This window comes from Picosynechococcus sp. PCC 7002, from assembly GCF_963860125.1.
In the GTDB taxonomy this organism is placed as follows: Bacteria; Cyanobacteriota; Cyanobacteriia; order Cyanobacteriales; family MRBY01; genus MRBY01.
In genome coordinates, this window is record NZ_CAWLFA010000001.1 from 2,879,643 (window position 1) to 2,895,798 (window position 16,156).

Here is a 16,156-nt window from a genome sequence, read left to right on the forward strand (position 1 = left end):
GGGTGTCGAAACAAAAGCTCAGTCGGCAATATTTTCGTTTTTTAAAAAATTGTTTTACTGAAATTAGCGTTTTTGATGTTGCGCAAAGGAAATGTAATTGTGCTCAGCGTCATAGAGGTGACATTGCTCGGTGATCGCTTTCATCAACTCCCAAGAAAATTTGGTTTCGTAGAGATATTCACCCCAATTTTGCTTGATGCTGGCGTAGGCTTTACGGAGATTGTAGGAGGGAATCCCTGTAGAAAGGTGGTGGGGCACATGGACATTGATGTCGTGGCAAAGGACTTCAACCCACTTGGGATAGTCGCAATGGACAGTTCCAGACAGTTGGGCGATCGCCTCATTCCATTTGTCCCGGTAGCTAAAGGGAATTTCCGGTACGGTGTGGTGCACGAGGGTAAAGGTGCTCATCCAGAAATGATAGCCAAGCCAAGGCATCAGCCAGAATTTTACAACGCCCCAAACGCCGAGGGTGTAGAACATCACCGGAAAGGCGATCGCCCCAGCAATAATCACAAATAGGGCAGAAAAACGAACTTGTTCCCGTTGTTTTCCTTCAAAGGCGAACCAATTGAAGTGGAGTTTCAGTTGGTGAATCACCGAAGCGAGCCACCACAGTTTGCCCCGGATCGCCCGGTAAACAGCTTTGATAAACGCCGGAGAGTCATCGTATAGCTCAGGGGTAAAGGGAGCCCAGGCATTGTCCTCATCCATATTGTTGGTGTAGCGATGGTGATGATTATGGAGAATGCGCCAGCTATGGAAAGGATAGATTAAAGGCAAAAAGGCAAGGTGACCGACTAAATTATTGACCCAATTTTTGCGGGAAAAGGAGCGGTGGCCGCAATCATGGCCAATCACAAAAAAACCCGTTAGGGTAGTTCCAGTTAAAAACCAAACGGGTAAAAGTAAATACCAAGGGGCGATCGCCAAGAGGGCATAACAACCCACCACCGCCGCCACACTTAACAGCACCCTAGACCAAGCTTTTAGCGGATTTATTTCGTAGACGGAACGGGGCAATGTATCGAGGATATCCCGGAGCCGTAGATTTGGATGCTTTTCTAAAAGAGTTGTGGCACTAGGGCGCACAGTAACTGATGTCATTGATATTGTTTGCGAAATGTAACATGGTTTCTAAAGGTTATACCACGATCACTATGCAAGCGTTTTTTTTCGATTACCGGGTCTGGCTCTTGGCGAGTCTCCATTGTTTGATGGGGGTGATGGCGGCATTGGTTTCTTGGCGCAAGGGTTACAGCTTCCGGCGTTGGTTGGGTTGGGGCCTTTTGGGAGGGACGCCAACGCTCATTTTTGCCCTGGGGCGATCGCCTCATAATTCCCCCACCGATCCTGAGAAAAGTCCGCCGAACCATCCCCTTTAGCTTCCCTAGACTTTCACTTTTGTTTCATATTCACGAAACATACCTGATAAACTAAGCCATGGTTTTAAGCGAGATTTTCCCCAAGTAATATGACGGCCAGTCACCCCCCCAAACAGGAAAGACCCTGGAGTATTTGGACTGTTTTCGGCTCCACTTTTTTGACGATTTTCATTGCAGAAATGGGGGATAAAACCCAGTTAGCCACCCTCTTGATTTCGGCCCAAGCGGCTTCTCCTTGGGTGGTCTTTCTGGGGGCCGCCCTTGCCCTGGTCAGTACGAGCTTACTGGGGGTAATCATTGGCTATTGGCTCGCCCGGAAGCTGGCCCCCGATATTTTGGATATGTTTGTTGGCGTGCTGCTGCTCGTGATTGCGGGTCTTCTGATTGTGGATATGCTGGCAGCCTAATGCCTTTTCCCAGGGAACCGTTTCTGGTTTTTGATTAACGTGATTCACCGATAAAACAGTTTTCTCACCCATGGTAGATATCGATTGGCAATTACTAAGTCTCACTTTTATTACCGTCTTCTTGGCGGAGATTGGTGACAAGAGTCAACTGGCGGCGATCGCCTTAGGGGGCAGTTCCAAATCACCCATTGCCGTATTTTTTGGCTCCGTGACAGCCCTAATTACCACCAGTCTTTTGGGTGTCATTGCTGGGGGAGCTTTCGCTGCGTTTATCCCTGCCCAGATTCTCAAGGGTCTAGCGGCCATCGGTTTTGCGACCCTCGCCGTACGGTTACTGTGGCATCCGACCCCAGCAGACGAAGATTAGGCCTCTATTTCCCCAGTCCGCAGATCGACGGGAGAAAAAAGAATCTTCTACACTAGAAGGGCAGATTTTTACGCCCTTGCGTTGGGTTTCCCATGGTTGCCACCGTTAGCTTAGATGCCGTTCTCCACAAACACCGGATTCGTCCCACGATCCAAGCGCTCCAATCAGAAATTGTCCAGTGGCGTCGCCAGATCCACCAGAAACCGGAACTGGCATTTCGAGAAAATCTGACAGCAGAATTTATTGCCCATAAGCTCACGGCATGGGGCATCCCCCACCAAACGGGCATCGCTGAAACCGGCATTGTCGCCCTCATCGAAGGTCACCAAAAGGGTAAAGTGCTGGGCATTCGCGCCGATATGGACGCCCTACCGATCCAAGAGGAAAATGAGGTGGATTACCGTTCCCAGCATCCGGGAGTAATGCACGCCTGTGGTCACGATGGCCATGTGGCGATCGCCTTGGGGACAGCCAAATACCTCCAGGAAAACCGTGACAGTTTCCGGGGGGCTGTGAAAATTATTTTCCAACCCGCTGAAGAAAGTCCCGGTGGCGCAAAACCAATGATCCAAGCTGGGGTGCTTCACAACCCCGATGTGGATGCGATTATTGGCCTGCACCTGTGGAATAATCTTCCCCTGGGTACGGTGGGGGTACGACCAGGGGCATTGATGGCGGCGGTTGAAAGCTTTGACCTGCGGGTACAGGGGAAAGGGGGCCATGGTGCTCTCCCCCACCAGACTGTCGATGCGATTGTGGTTGGGGCGCAAATTGTCGGTGCACTGCAAACCCTTGTGTCCCGTATTGTGAATCCCCTCGATGCAGCAGTAGTTACGGTGGGCGAATTTAAAGCGGGCCACGCGATGAATGTGATCGCCGATTATGCAGATCTCAAGGGCACCATCCGCTACTTTAATCCCCAACTGGAAAAAACCATTGGCGATCGCCTCGAAACCATCGTCAGCGGCATTTGCCAAAGCTATGGGGCCAGCTACAAATTAGACCACGTACATCTTTACCCACCGACGATCAACGATCCCGCCATGGCTGAGTTGGTGCGTTCCGTCGCCGAAGCAACCATCGAAACCCCCCTAGGGGTGATGCCCGAATGTCAAACCATGGGCAGCGAAGATATGTCCTTTTTCCTGCGGGAAGTGCCCGGTTGTTACTTCTTCCTTGGTTCAGCCAATCCCTACTTTGATCTGGCCTATCCCCATCACCATCCCCGCTTTAACTTTGATGAAACAGCCTTGGCTATGGGGGTGGAAATGTTTGTCCGTTGTGTCGAAAAATACCTCGCCTAAGCCCATGCAACTCCACGCCGATTTACAAGAACGGGTTGTCCTCGATACCAATGCTTTACCCTGGCAAGCCTCACCCATGGCTGGGGTCGAACGACGGATGTTAGATCGGGATGGGGCCGAAGTCGCTCGTGCCACCTCCTTGGTGCGCTATGCCCCCGACAGCTATTTTGCAGAACATACCCACGGCGGCGGCGAAGAATTTTTCGTCCTGGAAGGTACTTTCGCCGATGAACATGGGGAATATCCTCCCGGCACCTATGTGCGTAATCCCGTCGGTTCTAGCCACCGTCCCCACAGCAAAACGGGCTGCACCATTTTTGTGAAACTCTGGCAAATGGATCCGGCGGATCAAACTTTCGTGCAGGTGAATACTCAGGAACAAGCCTGGATGCCTGGCTTAGTCAAAGGGTTATCGGTGCTGCCATTGCATAATTTTCAGGGGGAAAATGTTGCCCTAGTGCGCTGGGAGCCGGGCACTTATTTCCAAACCCATCGCCATTGGGGTGGTGAGGAAATCTTTGTCCTAGAAGGCACCTTTGAGGATGACCAGGGCAGCTACCCGGCAGGCACCTGGTTACGTAATCCCGCCGATAGTATTCATACTCCCTTCAGTCAAGAAGGTTGCATTATTTACGTGAAAACAGGACACCTCGGTTGACTTCAGTATTGGACTGTTAAACGTTACAAAAATCGTGACCTGAGCCACTGCTCCAGGGAAGAAAGGTTATGCTGAAATGGCGCAGTGATCGCCCCCCATAAATTCTTTTACTTAGCTAAAACGTCAGCCTATGAAAGTCGGACTGCAAGCGCTCCTTAGTGATGCCCATTTGGATGCCACCCAGGCCCAAAGTCAACGGCAACTCTCCTTCTCCATTGGGGCGATCGCCAGTGATTTCCAAGACGCCACCCTGCCGCTCAATCTTTGTTTAGTGCTCGATCACAGTGGTTCAATGGCTGGGCAACCCCTCCGCACCGTTAAAGAAGCCGCAATACAACTGGTTGACCAACTGCGGGAAGGCGATCGCCTCTCGGTGATTGCCTTTGATCACAAAGCAAAGGTGATTGTCCCCAACCAAGATGTCACGGACAAAGCCCACATCAAAGCCCAGATTGATCGCCTTGAGGCCGCCGGGGGCACCTGTATCGACGATGGCATCAAGCTTGGGTTACAGGAGCTGGCCAGTAGTCCCGGTAAACGCGCCGCCCAGGTGTTTATGCTCACCGATGGCGAAAATGAACATGGCGATAATGGCCGCTGCTTGGAAATTGCCGCCGTTGCTGCCGAACATGGCGTCACCCTCAATAGTCTCGGTTTTGGCGAAAATTGGAACCAGGATGTCCTCGAAAAAATTGCTGATGCGGCCAATGGCAGCTTGGCTTATATTGAAACCCCCAATCAGGCCCTCACCGAATTTGAACGACTCCTCCAGCGCGCCCAATCGGTTGGTTTAACCAATGCTCAACTGCTTTTGCAACTTTCTCCCGGTAGTCGCTTGGCAGACCTCAAACCCCTCGCCCAGGTAGCCCCAGAAACCATCGAGTTGCCCGTGGTCAAAGAGGGCGATTTTTACGGTGTCCGCCTTGGGGATCTCTTAACCGAAGCGCCCCGGATCATTTTGGCCAATCTCTACATCGACCAACTGCCCCCCGGCCACCAAGCCATCGCCCAGGCCCAAGTCCGCTACGATGACCCGGCCACGGGCCAAACTCGGCTCATCTCAGAAGCGATTCCGATCACCGTAGACGTCCAAGAAAACTATCAACCAGCCCCGAATCCGGTGGTGCAGCAATCGATTCTCGCCCTTGCTAAATACCGACAAACCCAACTGGCCGAAGACAAGCTCAAGGTAGGCGATCGCCAAGGAGCCGCAACCCTCCTCCAAACGGCAGCAAAAACGGCGATTCAACTGGGTGATACCAATGCGGCCACTGTCCTCCAGCAAAATGCGACCCAACTCCAAGGGGGCCAAGACCTCTCCGAAGGCGATCGCAAACGCACCCGCATCGCCGCAAAAACAATGATTCAACCTTGAGCTTTAGGAAACCACCCTACTCGTCAAATTCAACTTGGAGCGTTGTCCCTTCAAAACTGACCAAATCCCCGTGGCGTAATTTCCGTTTGCGGCGGGTTTCTGTTTCTCCATTGACCTCCACGAAGCCCCCCTGGATGACCATTTTGGCCTGGCCCCCCGTCGCCACAAGGTTCATAATTTTCAGAAATTGATCAAGCTGAATTGTGGGGTCGTCGGTCGGCATCTGGGTCATCGGAGTTAGACAAAAATAAAAAATTTAGAGGGTTTCAGCAAAGAGAGTCTGTACCTCTTGCCATGCTGCTTGGGCGGCCTGTTCATTGTAACTGGCACGGCGATCGCAAAAGAAGCCATGGCCTGCCCCTTCATAGCGAAAAATCTTGTGCTCAACTTGGTGCGTTTTTAAAGCCGTCTCGATCTGATCTACTTGAGCCGCCGGAATCGACGCATCGGCCATCCCAAAGAAACCGTAGAGTTTGCCTTGGATTTCAGAGGTATAGTCCAGGGTTGTCTGGGTTGCTTCCCCGGGACACCAGGTGGTAATCCCAGCACCATAAAAAGACGCTGTTGCCTTAATCTCCGGCAGAGTCGCTCCCAGATAGGTCACGTGGCCGCCAAAGCAAAACCCAATGCTACCGACTCCCGTGGGCTTCACCTGGGGACGACCGTAAAGATAATCAATGGTTGCCTGGAGATCACTAAGCAGTTCTGTGGCCTTAGTCTGTTCTTTGTATTGCCGTCCGACTTTCACGTCTTCTGGAGTGTACCCTGTTTCAAATCCTGGGGCCAACCGTTGATAAATTGCCGGGGCGATCGCCACATAACCCAAGCGGGCAATGCGGTCAGTGACATCACGAATGTGGCCATTAACCCCAAAAATTTCCTGCACCACAATCACAGCGGGCAAGGGTTCCGCACTAACTGGATAGCTCAAGTAAGCCGCAATCTGCAGATCGCCATTGGGAATTTGAACCGTTTCTGTTTGGAGTGGAGACATCACAAAAACACTGGATAAATAACTTCATTGTTCCCATTTTAGAAGGTGTTCCCTGCGAGATTGCTTTGCCCATGGCCACAAAAAAAGAGGGAAAGACTCCCTCTCTTAAATCAATGTATTGAACTTAAAAGTTAAATATTTTGCCCTAACGCTTCGGCAAGAAGGCCATCGGGTTAACTGCTCCCTGACCCTTCGGATGAATCTCAAAATGGAGGTGTGGGCCCGTGCTAAAACCAGTGCTCCCCATGGCTGCAATTTGTTGGCCTTGCTTGACCTGTTGGCCTTTGCGTACCATGATCCGGCTATTGTGGGCATATAGCGTGACACTGCCATCACCGTGGCGGATCTTGACGAGGTTGCCATAACCACCAGAGTTCCAGCCAGCCGTAATCACTTCACCATTGGCCGCTGCAAAAATGGGCGTGCCTGTGGGGGCAGCGATATCAATCCCCCGGTGCATCCGACCCCAGCGGGGGCCATAACCAGAGGTAAAGGTTCCTTTCGCCGGCCAAATATAACCATTGAAGATTTCAGCGCCCGGTAAATATTCATCGGGAGAGGCCAGGGGAGGCAGATCCGGGCTCACGGTTTCACCAACAGAGAGACGCAGAAGCGCGTTGTAGTTGGCGACGTTGCCAGGAGAAGCCGCTGCAATTTCCTGGGGTGCTTCGGGCACTTCCACGGTGCGGGGGGCCGTAGCGGAAGGCTCAGGTTGTCCTTGCCATTCTGGGTTAACTACCGGTGCCGGTGCCACAGCGCGCTCATTGCTGGTGAATTCGACATTGGGAGCCGGAACCTTGAGGGCAATGGGCGTTGATTGCTGTTGATATTCCCGACGTAGCCGCGCGATGTCAGTTTTAAGCTTTTCTACGGCGGCTTCCGTGGTGATTCGGTCGCTGTCCGGTGCGGTTACAGAACCAGTTTCTGCCTGTAATTTGGGCTGCGGCAGAGAAACGGCATTCGCTAGGGTTGCACTATTACGATTCACGCCTTGGGTTACCTCCATTTGGGGAACAAGGGCCACAAATTCTTTCTGGGGCTGGGGTTGCTGGGCGCGAGCCGGAATCGCTAGCTTTTGGTTGACGTAGATTACGTTGGGATTGAGCAGCTTATTAGCGGCAATCAATTCACGCCCTGAGATGCCATAACGACGGGCGATCGCATATAAAGTTTCCCCGGGACGAACCACATGGGTTTTGGGCACGGCGTTGGTGTTTGCTGCAACCAATACTTCCGCTGGGGCTGCTGGAGTAGCGGCCTTTTCCTGGGGGCGCACCAGAGGCGTCGAGGCATTGCTCTGGGCTGGCGGAACAGTCAGGGTGACAGAGCGGGCCTGTTCTGCTTTTTCTTCTTTTTTCGCTTCCAATACCAATTCAGGGGTAGGAGATTGGAGCTGGGGGGGTTCCGGTAAACGCTGGGGGCTAGAAACCGCATTATTAGCGATTAAGGTTTCCGGTGTGGGTTCCGCTTTGGCCGTGGGCGCACTGAAGTCCTGGGGTTTCGGTACAGGAATCGTGACAACGCCCTTGGGGGCAGCGGTGGGTGCCTGGGGAGTCAAAGCAGTGGAGCTAACCAAGGTTTCGGGTTGAGGCGCCTCTGTTTTGGCCTCAAAAATCACCTTTTCCACAGGCTGGCTTTTTAGGGCTTGAATACTTTCGACGAGTTTGTCCTGTTCGGCGCGTAATGTAGCGGTAGGTGCGTCGGCCTCAAGGCGGGCAGAATCGGCATCCATGAGGGCTTGGGAAGGAAGCTCAAGGGCGGCAACTTCGACGCTGGGCTTGGGGAGCGTGGGTTGCTCGCTGGGGGCGATCGCCGGAGAGTCAATCTCATAACGGGCGATCGGTTGTTGGGAAGGGGCCGGAATTTTTAGTGCTTGCCCAACCACTAGAGTACTTTCGACAGTGAGATCGTTTAAGGTGGCGATCGCCTCAGGGGCCACGCCATACCGTTGAGCAATGGACCAAAACGTATCAGCTTCAGCAACAATGTGCTTGATGGCGGGTAGTTCAGGCTCAACCCTACTGACAGAATTTGAACTTACAGCAGCGACGAGTTGGGGGGATTCGACCTCCGGAGCCGTTGCTAAAGTAACTGGAGCAGGAATCATAAATGTTTCTCCTTGGGAAAAAAGACGGTCTGTTCGTGAATTGGGCAAAGCCGTTACTTCCGTGGTTAACACCGAAATCGGTGAAATTTTTTGTAGCCCTCAATGGGAAGACAAAAAATGTGAGAAGTGAGGCACGTTTTCCAGAAAACCAACAAGACTCCAGGGGGAGCAGGCTGATGGGAAAACAGACGCTTGGTTCGACTTTACCGACGTTGCCAAAGCTGCAGTACCTTCAGGGGATACAATGCGGTGCTTTTGGGATACGTCCTTCAAAAACAACCTCCTACTTGTGTCGAGCAGTGGTTTCATTCTGCTTCAACTGAAACAATTGAAGTAACAATTCTACCGACTTCTCGTGATTGAGATCACTTGAATTGGACATTTGGTGAATGTCTAGGAAAGGTTACCCTGGTTTCTTCTTTTTAACAAGTCTGGGTTGATATATTTTGATTTTTCTGGGGGAAAAACACTGGGATCAATGGGTAGTCCAGGATACAGAACAAGGGTGATTTCAGTTAATATTTAGTTGCACTTTTCCCCACTGGCGATCGCCTAGCATATTTTTTCGGTTTTGACAGCTTCTCTAGCCCAGACACCTATTGCATAAGCTTTTTAGGCTTTCTAAGTGCACATTTAGCGATAGTATTTTTGTTTTAAAAGAATAAAATCTCCACCGATTCAGGGGAGATCTGTTAATGTTTTCGGCGCACTACGGGGGGGCGGTGATAGAAATATCTTATCGGGGAAAACTAAAGCCCTAATTGACGCCGCACTTCAAAGAGACCCACCGCTGCACTCACGGAAAGATTAAGGCTCCGAACATGGGTCTTATTGATAGGAATAGTTAGGGTTGCATCGCAGCGTTGGAGCAGTTCTGCGGGGAGGCCTTGGGTTTCGCTACCAAATAGCAACCAGTCATCATCTTGGTAGGTGAATTCTGTGTATTGGCTCGTGCCCCGGACGCTGTAGCCCAGGAGACGCCCCCCTCTGGTGGCCTGGGCCTGGAGGAAATGCTCAAGGTCGGGATAAAAAGAAAGTTTGACATGGGGCCAGTAATCTAGGCCGGCGCGTTTTAGGTGGCGATCGCCAATTTCAAAACCTAGGGGGCCGACGAGGTGTAATTCCGTATCGGTCGCCGCACAGGTGCGGGCAATATTACCTGTATTGGGGGGAATTTGGGGGTGAACAAGAACCAGTTGGGGCATCGGCGCAGATTAATAAAAAAAGTCTTACAGACAGTTAAAGATACCCATTCAAGCACCTAGGCCACAAGGGCAGCGGGTTCGCACAAATATTGGGCTAATTCTTGATCGAGGGTTTCGGCTTCGGCGATCGCCTTTTGGATAATCATCTCTAAAGGTTGACCTTGACGATGGGCCTGGAGCCATTGTTGAGCCTGATTCCCCTCCCGGAGTAACTTTTGCAAGGGGCTGAGAAAACAAGCAAATCCCGCCTGTTTCGCAAAGGGATAGACTTCTGTATAAATTTCTTGGATCCAATCCACCGCTTGAATCGGCTGGCCTGTGCGCCAGTGATAGAGGGTCGCCTCTAGGCTAGATTGGGCCGCCAGTTGCTCATTGGCATCGGTAATTTCCAAGAGGTGGGCTGGGTTTAACTGACTCGATTTGAGGGGGTCGAGGTGGGGCTGGGCCAAAAGCTGTTGAATTCTTGCTTCGACGAAGGCGACAATGGCCAGCAATTGCAGGGGATGGATCACCAAATCACAAATTCTCAATTCCAAACGATTCAGGGAATAAGGGCGGCGATCGCCATTGGGACGCACCGAAGACCACAAATGTCGGACATTTTGCATCGTCCCCAGGCGGAGTTGCTCATTAGTCCAATCAATAAAATGTTGATGGCTGGTAAATAGGGGCACCTGGGCCGGGGTTTTCGGGAACACTTGCCAGCGGCGGGAATGGGAACCCGTCACGCGACCATCTAGAAACGGCGAGGCCGCACTTAGCGCCAGGATTAACGGGGCTTCGAGGCGCATTAACCGACAGGCCCGCATCAAAATTTCTGGATCCTCAATGCCAATATTAATGTGGACACTGGCCGTCACCACATCGGTGCCATAGGTCTGTTCAATATAGGCATGGTAGGGATTTTGGGGATCCGAGCGAAAAAAGCGACTCGCATCACCGAGAGAGAGGGTACTGCCAGGAATGAGGGTGTAGTTCCCCAGGGTTTTCAAAAACTGACGCAGTTGCAGTCGGGGCTGCAAAATTGCACAGAGCAAACTTTCATAGCTGCAACAAGGGGGCGTGGTGTATTCGACATTGCGATTATCGGGTTCCCGCACAAAGCCTTCGAGGGCCTTTACCACTTGATCGGAGAGGCCGATAATTTCTCCGGTGGGGGTGCCTGTGTAGATTTCAATCTCTAAACCTTTTGATAGCAGCAAAATGTATCCTCAAATCCTGGCAATGGGGGATGAATCATGCAGATTATCCAGCAATACACTATTTTATGCTGCCCTTCTCTTTCCTTGTGCGAAAATTTCTCCCTGACGGTGGGGAATTTTAAGTTAATATACTCATTCTCTTAATAAATGCCATTTTAAAATTGCTTTAGATCAAACCATGAGTCAATGTACAGTCCAGGATAAAGCCGCTAATACACTACCCCTAGATACCCGGGTAAAATATCTCTCGATCCAAGCGGAATTGGAACTATTGCTCCAGCAAATCCGGTCTAATCCCCAGAAGCAGGAGCGAGCCTAGGGTAAATGGGGCGTCATGGTTTTTCATTGGGGCCATGGCTCCTTAATTTTTAGATTTTTAGGGATTTTTTGGCGGAAAACGAAAGGGGTGATCGCCTTGTCAAGGGAAAGATTAAGTATTTCTTTAGAAAGGGCAACCAAAGATACAGAAAAAAAAATTGCCCGTGTTAATCTGGGATACCTTAAGGCTCCTCAGCCATTTCCCTTAAATTTATTTTCTCCCTGAACCCCTCCTCCATGGCAAATTCCATGACCCCTAGCACTCCAGTCGGCAAAGTTTACCTTGTTGGGGCAGGCCCCGGTGATCCTGGCCTCTTTACCCTAAAGGGCAAAACCCTCCTCGAAATGGCTGATGTGGTTGTTTATGATGCCTTGGTCAGTGAGCCAATTTTGGCGATGATCAATCCCCAGGCCGAACGGATCCATGCGGGGAAACGCCGGGGCAGACATTCACTCCCCCAGGAAGAAACCACAAAAATTTTGATCGAAAAAGCCCAGGAATTTGCCATTGTGGTGCGCTTGAAAGGGGGCGATCCGTTTGTTTTTGGGCGGGGCGGCGAAGAAATGGCCGATCTCCAAGCTGCAAATATTCCTGTCGAAATTGTCCCAGGCATTACCTCTGGCATTGCCGCTCCCGCCTACTGTGGCATTCCCCTCACCAGCCGTGGCTATAGTTGTTCGGCAACCTTTGTCACAGGCCATGAGGCCGCTGGCAAGTATCGACCCCAGGTCAATTGGCAGGCGATCGCCCAGGGTTCCGAGACCCTCGTGATCTACATGGGGATCCACAATCTGCCCCAAATTATTCCCCAGCTCCTCGCAGGGGGCTTAACCACAGATACCCCCATCGCCCTGATTCGTTGGGGAACGCGCCCGGATCAAGAAGAACTTCTGGGTAATCTTGGGGACATTGTCCAAAAAGTCGAAACAACGGGCTTTTCTGCGCCGGCGATCGCCATTGTGGGTCGCGTGGTAGAACTCCATCCCCAGTACGACACCCTGTTACATACGGCAGATTAAATCCCCTGATTTTTGGGAGAATTTCACATTCTCACTGTAGTCCACGGGGCAATCGATCACCGCTGGTACATCCTGGGCTAGGGCTTCTTTTAAGGTCGGCACAAGGTCGGCGGCGGCGGTAATCCGATAACCCTTGAGGCCCATACTTTCGGCAAACTGCACAAAATCGGGATTGCCAAACTCCACAAAGGCTGGTGCACCGAACTGGTTAATCTGTTTCCAACCGATCAAACCATAGCCACCATCATTGAAAATTAGGGTGACAAAGTTCGCCCCAATGCGCAGGGCCGTTTCGAGCTCCTGGCAGTTCATCATAAATCCCCCGTCCCCTGTGACAGCCACGACATTTTTTTCTGGGTAGACTAATTTGGCTGCTACAGCACCGGGAATCGCAATGCCCATCGCCGCAAATCCATTGGAAATCAGGCAAGTATTGGGGCGATCGCAATGGTAATGGCGGGCCATCCACATTTTGTGGGCCCCCACATCAGAAATGACGATGTCCTCTGGGGCCATCACTTGGCGGAGATCGTAGATGATTTTTTGGGGTTTGACCGGAAAACTAGCGTCGGTGCCGTGGCGTTCATAGTCCTCCCGAATCTCAGCCCGGACATTGAGAAATTTTGGCGCGGTTTTGCCCTCACGGTCTGTGCGTTTACGAATTTCATTTAAGGCATCGCCAATGTCGCCGACAACTTCTGTGAGGGGAATATAACTACTATCAATTTCGGCGGCCACTTCACCAATGTGGATAATTGGGGTCGTTCCCTCTGGGTTCCAGCGTTTGGGGGAATATTCGATCAGATCGTAGCCCACTGCAATCACCAAATCGCTCTGTTCAAAGGCACAGGTGACAAAATCCCGCTGTTGGAGTCCTACCGTCCACAGGGACAGGGGATGGGTGTAGGGAATTGCCCCTTTGCCCATAAAGGTGTTGACTACGGGAATATTCAACTGGGTGGCAAAATCGGTGAGGGCTTCGGCGGCATCGGCGCGAATAATGCCATTACCCACCAGAATTAAAGGACTCTTGGCATGGGCGATCGCCTCGGCAGCCCGGTTTAAACTCCGGCTTGAAGCATAGATTTTTTCACGACCATCCCGCTGGAGGGGCTGACCTTCTACGGGCATCGCCGCAATATTTTCAGGGAGATCGATGTGTACTGCCCCTGGTTTTTCCTGCTGGGCAATTTTAAAGGCACGACGTACCACCTCCGGGGTCGTGTTCGGTCGGACAATTTGTTTATTCCACTTGGTGACGGGGGCAAACATCGCCACCAGATCAAGATATTGGTGGGATTCAATGTGCATGCGGTCGGTACCCACCTGCCCTGTAATCGCAATCAGGGGCGCCCCATCGAGGTTCGCATCGGCAACCCCAGTCATTAGATTGGTAGCCCCAGGCCCCAGGGTAGACAGACAAACCCCTGCTTTCCCGGTTAAACGACCATACACATCGGCCATAAAAGCGGCACCCTGTTCATGGCGGACGGTGATAAAGCGGATGGGAGACTCCTTAAGGGCTTCGAGGATATGGAGATTTTCTTCCCCCGGCAGCCCAAAAATATACTCCACCCCTTCATTTTCTAGACATCGGATCAATAATTCTGCAGTATTCACGGACGATCGCCTCCTCAGGCACCAAAATCGTTGGGATAAAGTCGGGGGGTTATTTCAGCCACACCGTTTTGGCATTCACAAAGGTGCGAATCCCAGCGAGGCCCAATTCTCGCCCATAACCAGAGCGTTTCGTCCCACCAAAGGGGAGGCGGGGGTCAGATTTCACCATGCCATTGATAAAAACGGCCCCAGCGTCAAGCTCTTGAATAAAGCGTTGTTGTTCTGCCGGATCATTTGTCCAGGCGCTGGCTCCTAAACCAAAGGGAATATCATTGGCGAGGGCGATCGCCTGATCGAGATCTTTAACCGTAAAGACCATCGCCACCGGCGCAAACAGTTCCTCCTGGAGAATCTTCGCCCCTGGGGGAATCTCCGTCAAAATGGTCGGCGGATAAAAATAACCGGCGCGGTCTAGGGGTCGCCCGCCCAATAAAATTTTGGCCCCAGCAGCCACCGCTTGATCCACTTGGCGGCTGATATCCTGCAAGATGCCCTCCGTTGCCAAGGGGCCGATATCCGTCTCCGGTGCCATGGGATCGCCAATCTTGAGACTGGCAAATTTGAGGTGGAGTTTTTCGAGAAATTCGGCGGCGATCGCCTCGTGGAGAATAAATCGTTTCGCCGCAATACAAGATTGACCATTGTTCATCGTACGGGCTACAGTACCGACCTCGACTGCTTCATCGAGATCCGCCGACGGAAAGACCACAAAGGGATCACTGCCACCCAGTTCCAACAGCGTCGGTTTAATTTCCTGGCCCGCCAGACTGGCTAAACTTGCCCCCGCTGGTTCGCTCCCTGTTAAGGTGGCGGCCTTCACCCGGGGATCTTTAATCACCTGCTCCACCTGGGACGCGCCAATTAACAAGGTTTGAAACACCCCTTCCGGAAATCCTGCCGCCTCTAAAATCGCTTCCACCGCCAGGGCGCACTGGGGCACATTGGACGCATGTTTTAACACCGCCACATTCCCGGCCATTAATGCTGGGGCGGCAAAACGGAAAACTTGCCAGAAGGGAAAATTCCACGGCATCACCGCGAGCAGAATGCCCAAGGGCTGATAGCACACATAACTTTCTGTGGCCTGGGTTTCTGTGTATTCGTTGGCCAAAAACTGTTCACCATGTTCGGCATAGTAGCGACAGACTAAAGCAGATTTTTCGGCTTCGGCGATCGCACTTTGATGGGTTTTTCCCATCTCAGTGGTCATAATCTCCGCAAACTTACTGGTATCCCGTTCGAGGATGGCCGCTGCATTTTCGAGCCACTGTCGCCGTTGGCTAAAGCTGGTGCGCCGATATGCTTGAAATGCTTCCTGGGCCTTGGCTAATTTTGCGTCAATTTCTGCTGGGGTCAGGGCTTTAAAACGCTGACATATTTCTCCGGTCGTGGGATTGATCGTGGCGATCGCCATAACTCTCTCCTTTGCCGCTGCGGGCTTGAGGCCTCCACTCTTCTCAGTGTAAGCGGGAATTTTTGCAATTTTTAGCGATACCGATAAACCTAAACAATCCGTGACATACACCCGACACGGATATTTTTATGCAAGGGAGATTTTTTAAAACGACAAATTTAGGATTACTAAAGACGCGTTTCTAAATACTGCGCGATCATCAATTCCTGTCCCGCACGGGAAGTAATAGTTTGGCGTGTGCGGTGTTTATCCCCAACAAATTTAATTTCTTCTTCAAAACTGGCGCCGTCGTAGGCAGTCTGAAGTCGCATCACGTGGGGTTGAATCAATTCAAATTCGGCCACAATCGGGGCTGTTGTCGAAAAACCACGGTCGCGGTACATCAACTGATCCCGAATTCCAAAGATCGTCTCTCCCTTTAGGGGTTTGCGCTGCACATTAGTATAAGTGCTTTCCCAAGTAACTTTCGCCCCACATTGAAAGGCCTGATCAGGGGAAAGGTGGTGGGCGATCGCCAAGGGTTTGAGGTGGGGATGCTCGGCGGGTAAAAAGACGACTTCGATTGCCGAAATGGCCTCCAGGGGTTCCTGGTCACTGTTGAGGGTGTAGTAGCGGCGCTGGGAATGCCACCGACCGGCAGAGCGCTGAAAAAAGGCGGTGCTGGCACTGGGCGAAGTCGCAAGTAAATTCATGGGCGAAGAGCTTCGAGAGCTGCGGCAAATGTCAATGCTTAGTTTATATATTGTTACATTTTCTTGTAATCCTGGGCAAGGCAAGGGC

The 16,156-nt window shown here is 51.7% G+C and carries 17 protein-coding genes; 8 read left to right on the top strand and 9 right to left on the bottom strand.

Annotation, left to right across the window (positions count from 1 at the left end; translation table 11 throughout):
- Positions 1-63 precede the first annotated feature (63 nt).
- Positions 64-1,107, bottom strand: a complete 1,044-nt coding sequence (locus AACQ84_RS13840) for a fatty acid desaturase (RefSeq protein ID WP_012308348.1) — start codon at positions 1,105-1,107, stop codon at positions 64-66.
- Between the two features lie 53 nt (positions 1,108-1,160).
- Here AACQ84_RS13840 and AACQ84_RS13845 point away from each other — a divergent pair, with 53 nt between their 5' ends.
- The 6 genes from AACQ84_RS13845 (at position 1,161) to AACQ84_RS13870 (ending at position 5,496) form a co-directional block, all read left to right on the top strand.
- The gene (locus AACQ84_RS13845; protein ID WP_045442321.1) at positions 1,161-1,385 is read left to right on the top strand and encodes a hypothetical protein; all 225 of its coding nucleotides are present in this window, start codon (positions 1,161-1,163) and stop codon (positions 1,383-1,385) included.
- Positions 1,386-1,474: 89 nt separating this feature from the next.
- Entirely contained in the window at positions 1,475-1,792 is a 318-nt protein-coding gene (locus AACQ84_RS13850; RefSeq protein WP_012308349.1) for a TMEM165/GDT1 family protein, read from the top strand.
- A 79-nt stretch (positions 1,793-1,871) separates the two neighbouring features.
- Positions 1,872-2,159: a TMEM165/GDT1 family protein gene (locus tag AACQ84_RS13855; protein ID WP_030007751.1), complete on the top strand. Its 288-nt coding sequence runs from the start codon at positions 1,872-1,874 to the stop codon at positions 2,157-2,159.
- Positions 2,160-2,251: 92 nt separating this feature from the next.
- Positions 2,252-3,463 carry a M20 metallopeptidase family protein gene (locus tag AACQ84_RS13860; RefSeq protein ID WP_012308351.1) on the top strand — a complete coding sequence of 404 codons (1,212 nt, stop codon included), beginning with the start codon at positions 2,252-2,254 and terminating at the stop codon, positions 3,461-3,463.
- Between the two features lie 4 nt (positions 3,464-3,467).
- The gene (locus AACQ84_RS13865; protein WP_012308352.1) at positions 3,468-4,121 is read left to right on the top strand and encodes a cupin domain-containing protein; all 654 of its coding nucleotides are present in this window, start codon (positions 3,468-3,470) and stop codon (positions 4,119-4,121) included.
- A 130-nt stretch (positions 4,122-4,251) separates the two neighbouring features.
- Complete coding sequence (locus AACQ84_RS13870; RefSeq protein WP_012308353.1) at positions 4,252-5,496, top strand: vWA domain-containing protein; 1,245 nt, start codon at positions 4,252-4,254, stop codon at positions 5,494-5,496.
- A gap of 16 nt (positions 5,497-5,512) precedes the next feature.
- On the opposite strand, the gene AACQ84_RS13875 is transcribed toward AACQ84_RS13870, so the two are convergent.
- The 5 genes from AACQ84_RS13875 to gshA form a co-directional block, all read right to left on the bottom strand.
- Positions 5,513-5,728, bottom strand: coding sequence for an RNA-binding S4 domain-containing protein (locus tag AACQ84_RS13875; protein WP_012308354.1), 216 nt, complete (start codon positions 5,726-5,728; stop codon positions 5,513-5,515).
- A gap of 24 nt (positions 5,729-5,752) precedes the next feature.
- Positions 5,753-6,490 (bottom strand): dienelactone hydrolase family protein, encoded by a 738-nt coding sequence (locus tag AACQ84_RS13880; RefSeq protein WP_012308355.1) that lies wholly within the window; start codon positions 6,488-6,490, stop codon positions 5,753-5,755.
- Between the two features lie 145 nt (positions 6,491-6,635).
- Positions 6,636-8,597, bottom strand: a complete 1,962-nt coding sequence (locus AACQ84_RS13885; RefSeq protein ID WP_012308356.1) for a LysM peptidoglycan-binding domain-containing M23 family metallopeptidase — start codon at positions 8,595-8,597, stop codon at positions 6,636-6,638.
- Between the two features lie 749 nt (positions 8,598-9,346).
- Positions 9,347-9,802 (bottom strand): tRNA (cytidine(34)-2'-O)-methyltransferase, encoded by a 456-nt coding sequence (locus AACQ84_RS13890; protein WP_012308357.1) that lies wholly within the window; start codon positions 9,800-9,802, stop codon positions 9,347-9,349.
- Between the two features lie 56 nt (positions 9,803-9,858).
- Positions 9,859-11,004, bottom strand: a complete 1,146-nt coding sequence (gshA, locus tag AACQ84_RS13895; RefSeq protein ID WP_012308358.1) for a glutamate--cysteine ligase — start codon at positions 11,002-11,004, stop codon at positions 9,859-9,861.
- 178 nt (positions 11,005-11,182) lie between these two features.
- On the opposite strand from gshA, the gene AACQ84_RS13900 reads away from it, so the two are divergent.
- Both AACQ84_RS13900 and cobA read left to right on the top strand, forming a co-directional pair.
- A complete protein-coding gene (locus tag AACQ84_RS13900) occupies positions 11,183-11,323 on the top strand; it encodes a hypothetical protein (RefSeq protein ID WP_012308359.1) in 141 nt (46 codons plus the stop codon).
- Between the two features lie 248 nt (positions 11,324-11,571).
- The gene (gene cobA / locus AACQ84_RS13905; protein ID WP_143589407.1) at positions 11,572-12,342 is read left to right on the top strand and encodes a uroporphyrinogen-III C-methyltransferase; all 771 of its coding nucleotides are present in this window, start codon (positions 11,572-11,574) and stop codon (positions 12,340-12,342) included.
- Here the strand turns inward: cobA and AACQ84_RS13910 are convergent.
- From AACQ84_RS13910 to AACQ84_RS13920, 3 genes are all read right to left on the bottom strand, one after another.
- Positions 12,325-13,962, bottom strand: coding sequence for an acetolactate synthase large subunit (locus AACQ84_RS13910; protein ID WP_012308362.1), 1,638 nt, complete (start codon positions 13,960-13,962; stop codon positions 12,325-12,327). The two genes, cobA and AACQ84_RS13910, sit on opposite strands and share 18 nt — an antisense overlap.
- A 49-nt stretch (positions 13,963-14,011) precedes the next feature.
- Positions 14,012-15,376: an NAD-dependent succinate-semialdehyde dehydrogenase gene (locus tag AACQ84_RS13915; RefSeq protein ID WP_012308363.1), complete on the bottom strand. Its 1,365-nt coding sequence runs from the start codon at positions 15,374-15,376 to the stop codon at positions 14,012-14,014.
- A 167-nt stretch (positions 15,377-15,543) separates the two neighbouring features.
- The gene (locus AACQ84_RS13920; protein WP_045442612.1) at positions 15,544-16,068 is read right to left on the bottom strand and encodes a phycobiliprotein lyase; all 525 of its coding nucleotides are present in this window, start codon (positions 16,066-16,068) and stop codon (positions 15,544-15,546) included.
- Positions 16,069-16,156: the final 88 nt, after the last annotated feature.

What these genes read in the sequence shown, in the direction of transcription:
- AACQ84_RS13860 (WP_012308351.1), top strand. Translation starts at nt 2,252, where the DNA reads ATGGTTGCCACCGTTAGCTTAGATGCCGTTCTCCACAAACACCGGATT.
- AACQ84_RS13920 (WP_045442612.1), bottom strand. Translation starts at nt 16,068, where the DNA reads ATGAATTTACTTGCGACTTCGCCCAGTGCCAGCACCGCCTTTTTTCAG.
- AACQ84_RS13875 (WP_012308354.1), bottom strand. Translation starts at nt 5,728, where the DNA reads ATGACCCAGATGCCGACCGACGACCCCACAATTCAGCTTGATCAATTT.
- AACQ84_RS13915 (WP_012308363.1), bottom strand. Translation starts at nt 15,376, where the DNA reads ATGGCGATCGCCACGATCAATCCCACGACCGGAGAAATATGTCAGCGT.
- AACQ84_RS13885 (WP_012308356.1), bottom strand. Translation starts at nt 8,597, where the DNA reads ATGATTCCTGCTCCAGTTACTTTAGCAACGGCTCCGGAGGTCGAATCC.
- AACQ84_RS13850 (WP_012308349.1), top strand. Translation starts at nt 1,475, where the DNA reads ATGACGGCCAGTCACCCCCCCAAACAGGAAAGACCCTGGAGTATTTGG.
- AACQ84_RS13840 (WP_012308348.1), bottom strand. Translation starts at nt 1,107, where the DNA reads ATGACATCAGTTACTGTGCGCCCTAGTGCCACAACTCTTTTAGAAAAG.
- AACQ84_RS13845 (WP_045442321.1), top strand. Translation starts at nt 1,161, where the DNA reads ATGCAAGCGTTTTTTTTCGATTACCGGGTCTGGCTCTTGGCGAGTCTC.
- AACQ84_RS13870 (WP_012308353.1), top strand. Translation starts at nt 4,252, where the DNA reads ATGAAAGTCGGACTGCAAGCGCTCCTTAGTGATGCCCATTTGGATGCC.
- AACQ84_RS13900 (WP_012308359.1), top strand. Translation starts at nt 11,183, where the DNA reads ATGAGTCAATGTACAGTCCAGGATAAAGCCGCTAATACACTACCCCTA.
- cobA (WP_143589407.1), top strand. Translation starts at nt 11,572, where the DNA reads ATGACCCCTAGCACTCCAGTCGGCAAAGTTTACCTTGTTGGGGCAGGC.
- AACQ84_RS13890 (WP_012308357.1), bottom strand. Translation starts at nt 9,802, where the DNA reads ATGCCCCAACTGGTTCTTGTTCACCCCCAAATTCCCCCCAATACAGGT.
- AACQ84_RS13865 (WP_012308352.1), top strand. Translation starts at nt 3,468, where the DNA reads ATGCAACTCCACGCCGATTTACAAGAACGGGTTGTCCTCGATACCAAT.
- AACQ84_RS13880 (WP_012308355.1), bottom strand. Translation starts at nt 6,490, where the DNA reads ATGTCTCCACTCCAAACAGAAACGGTTCAAATTCCCAATGGCGATCTG.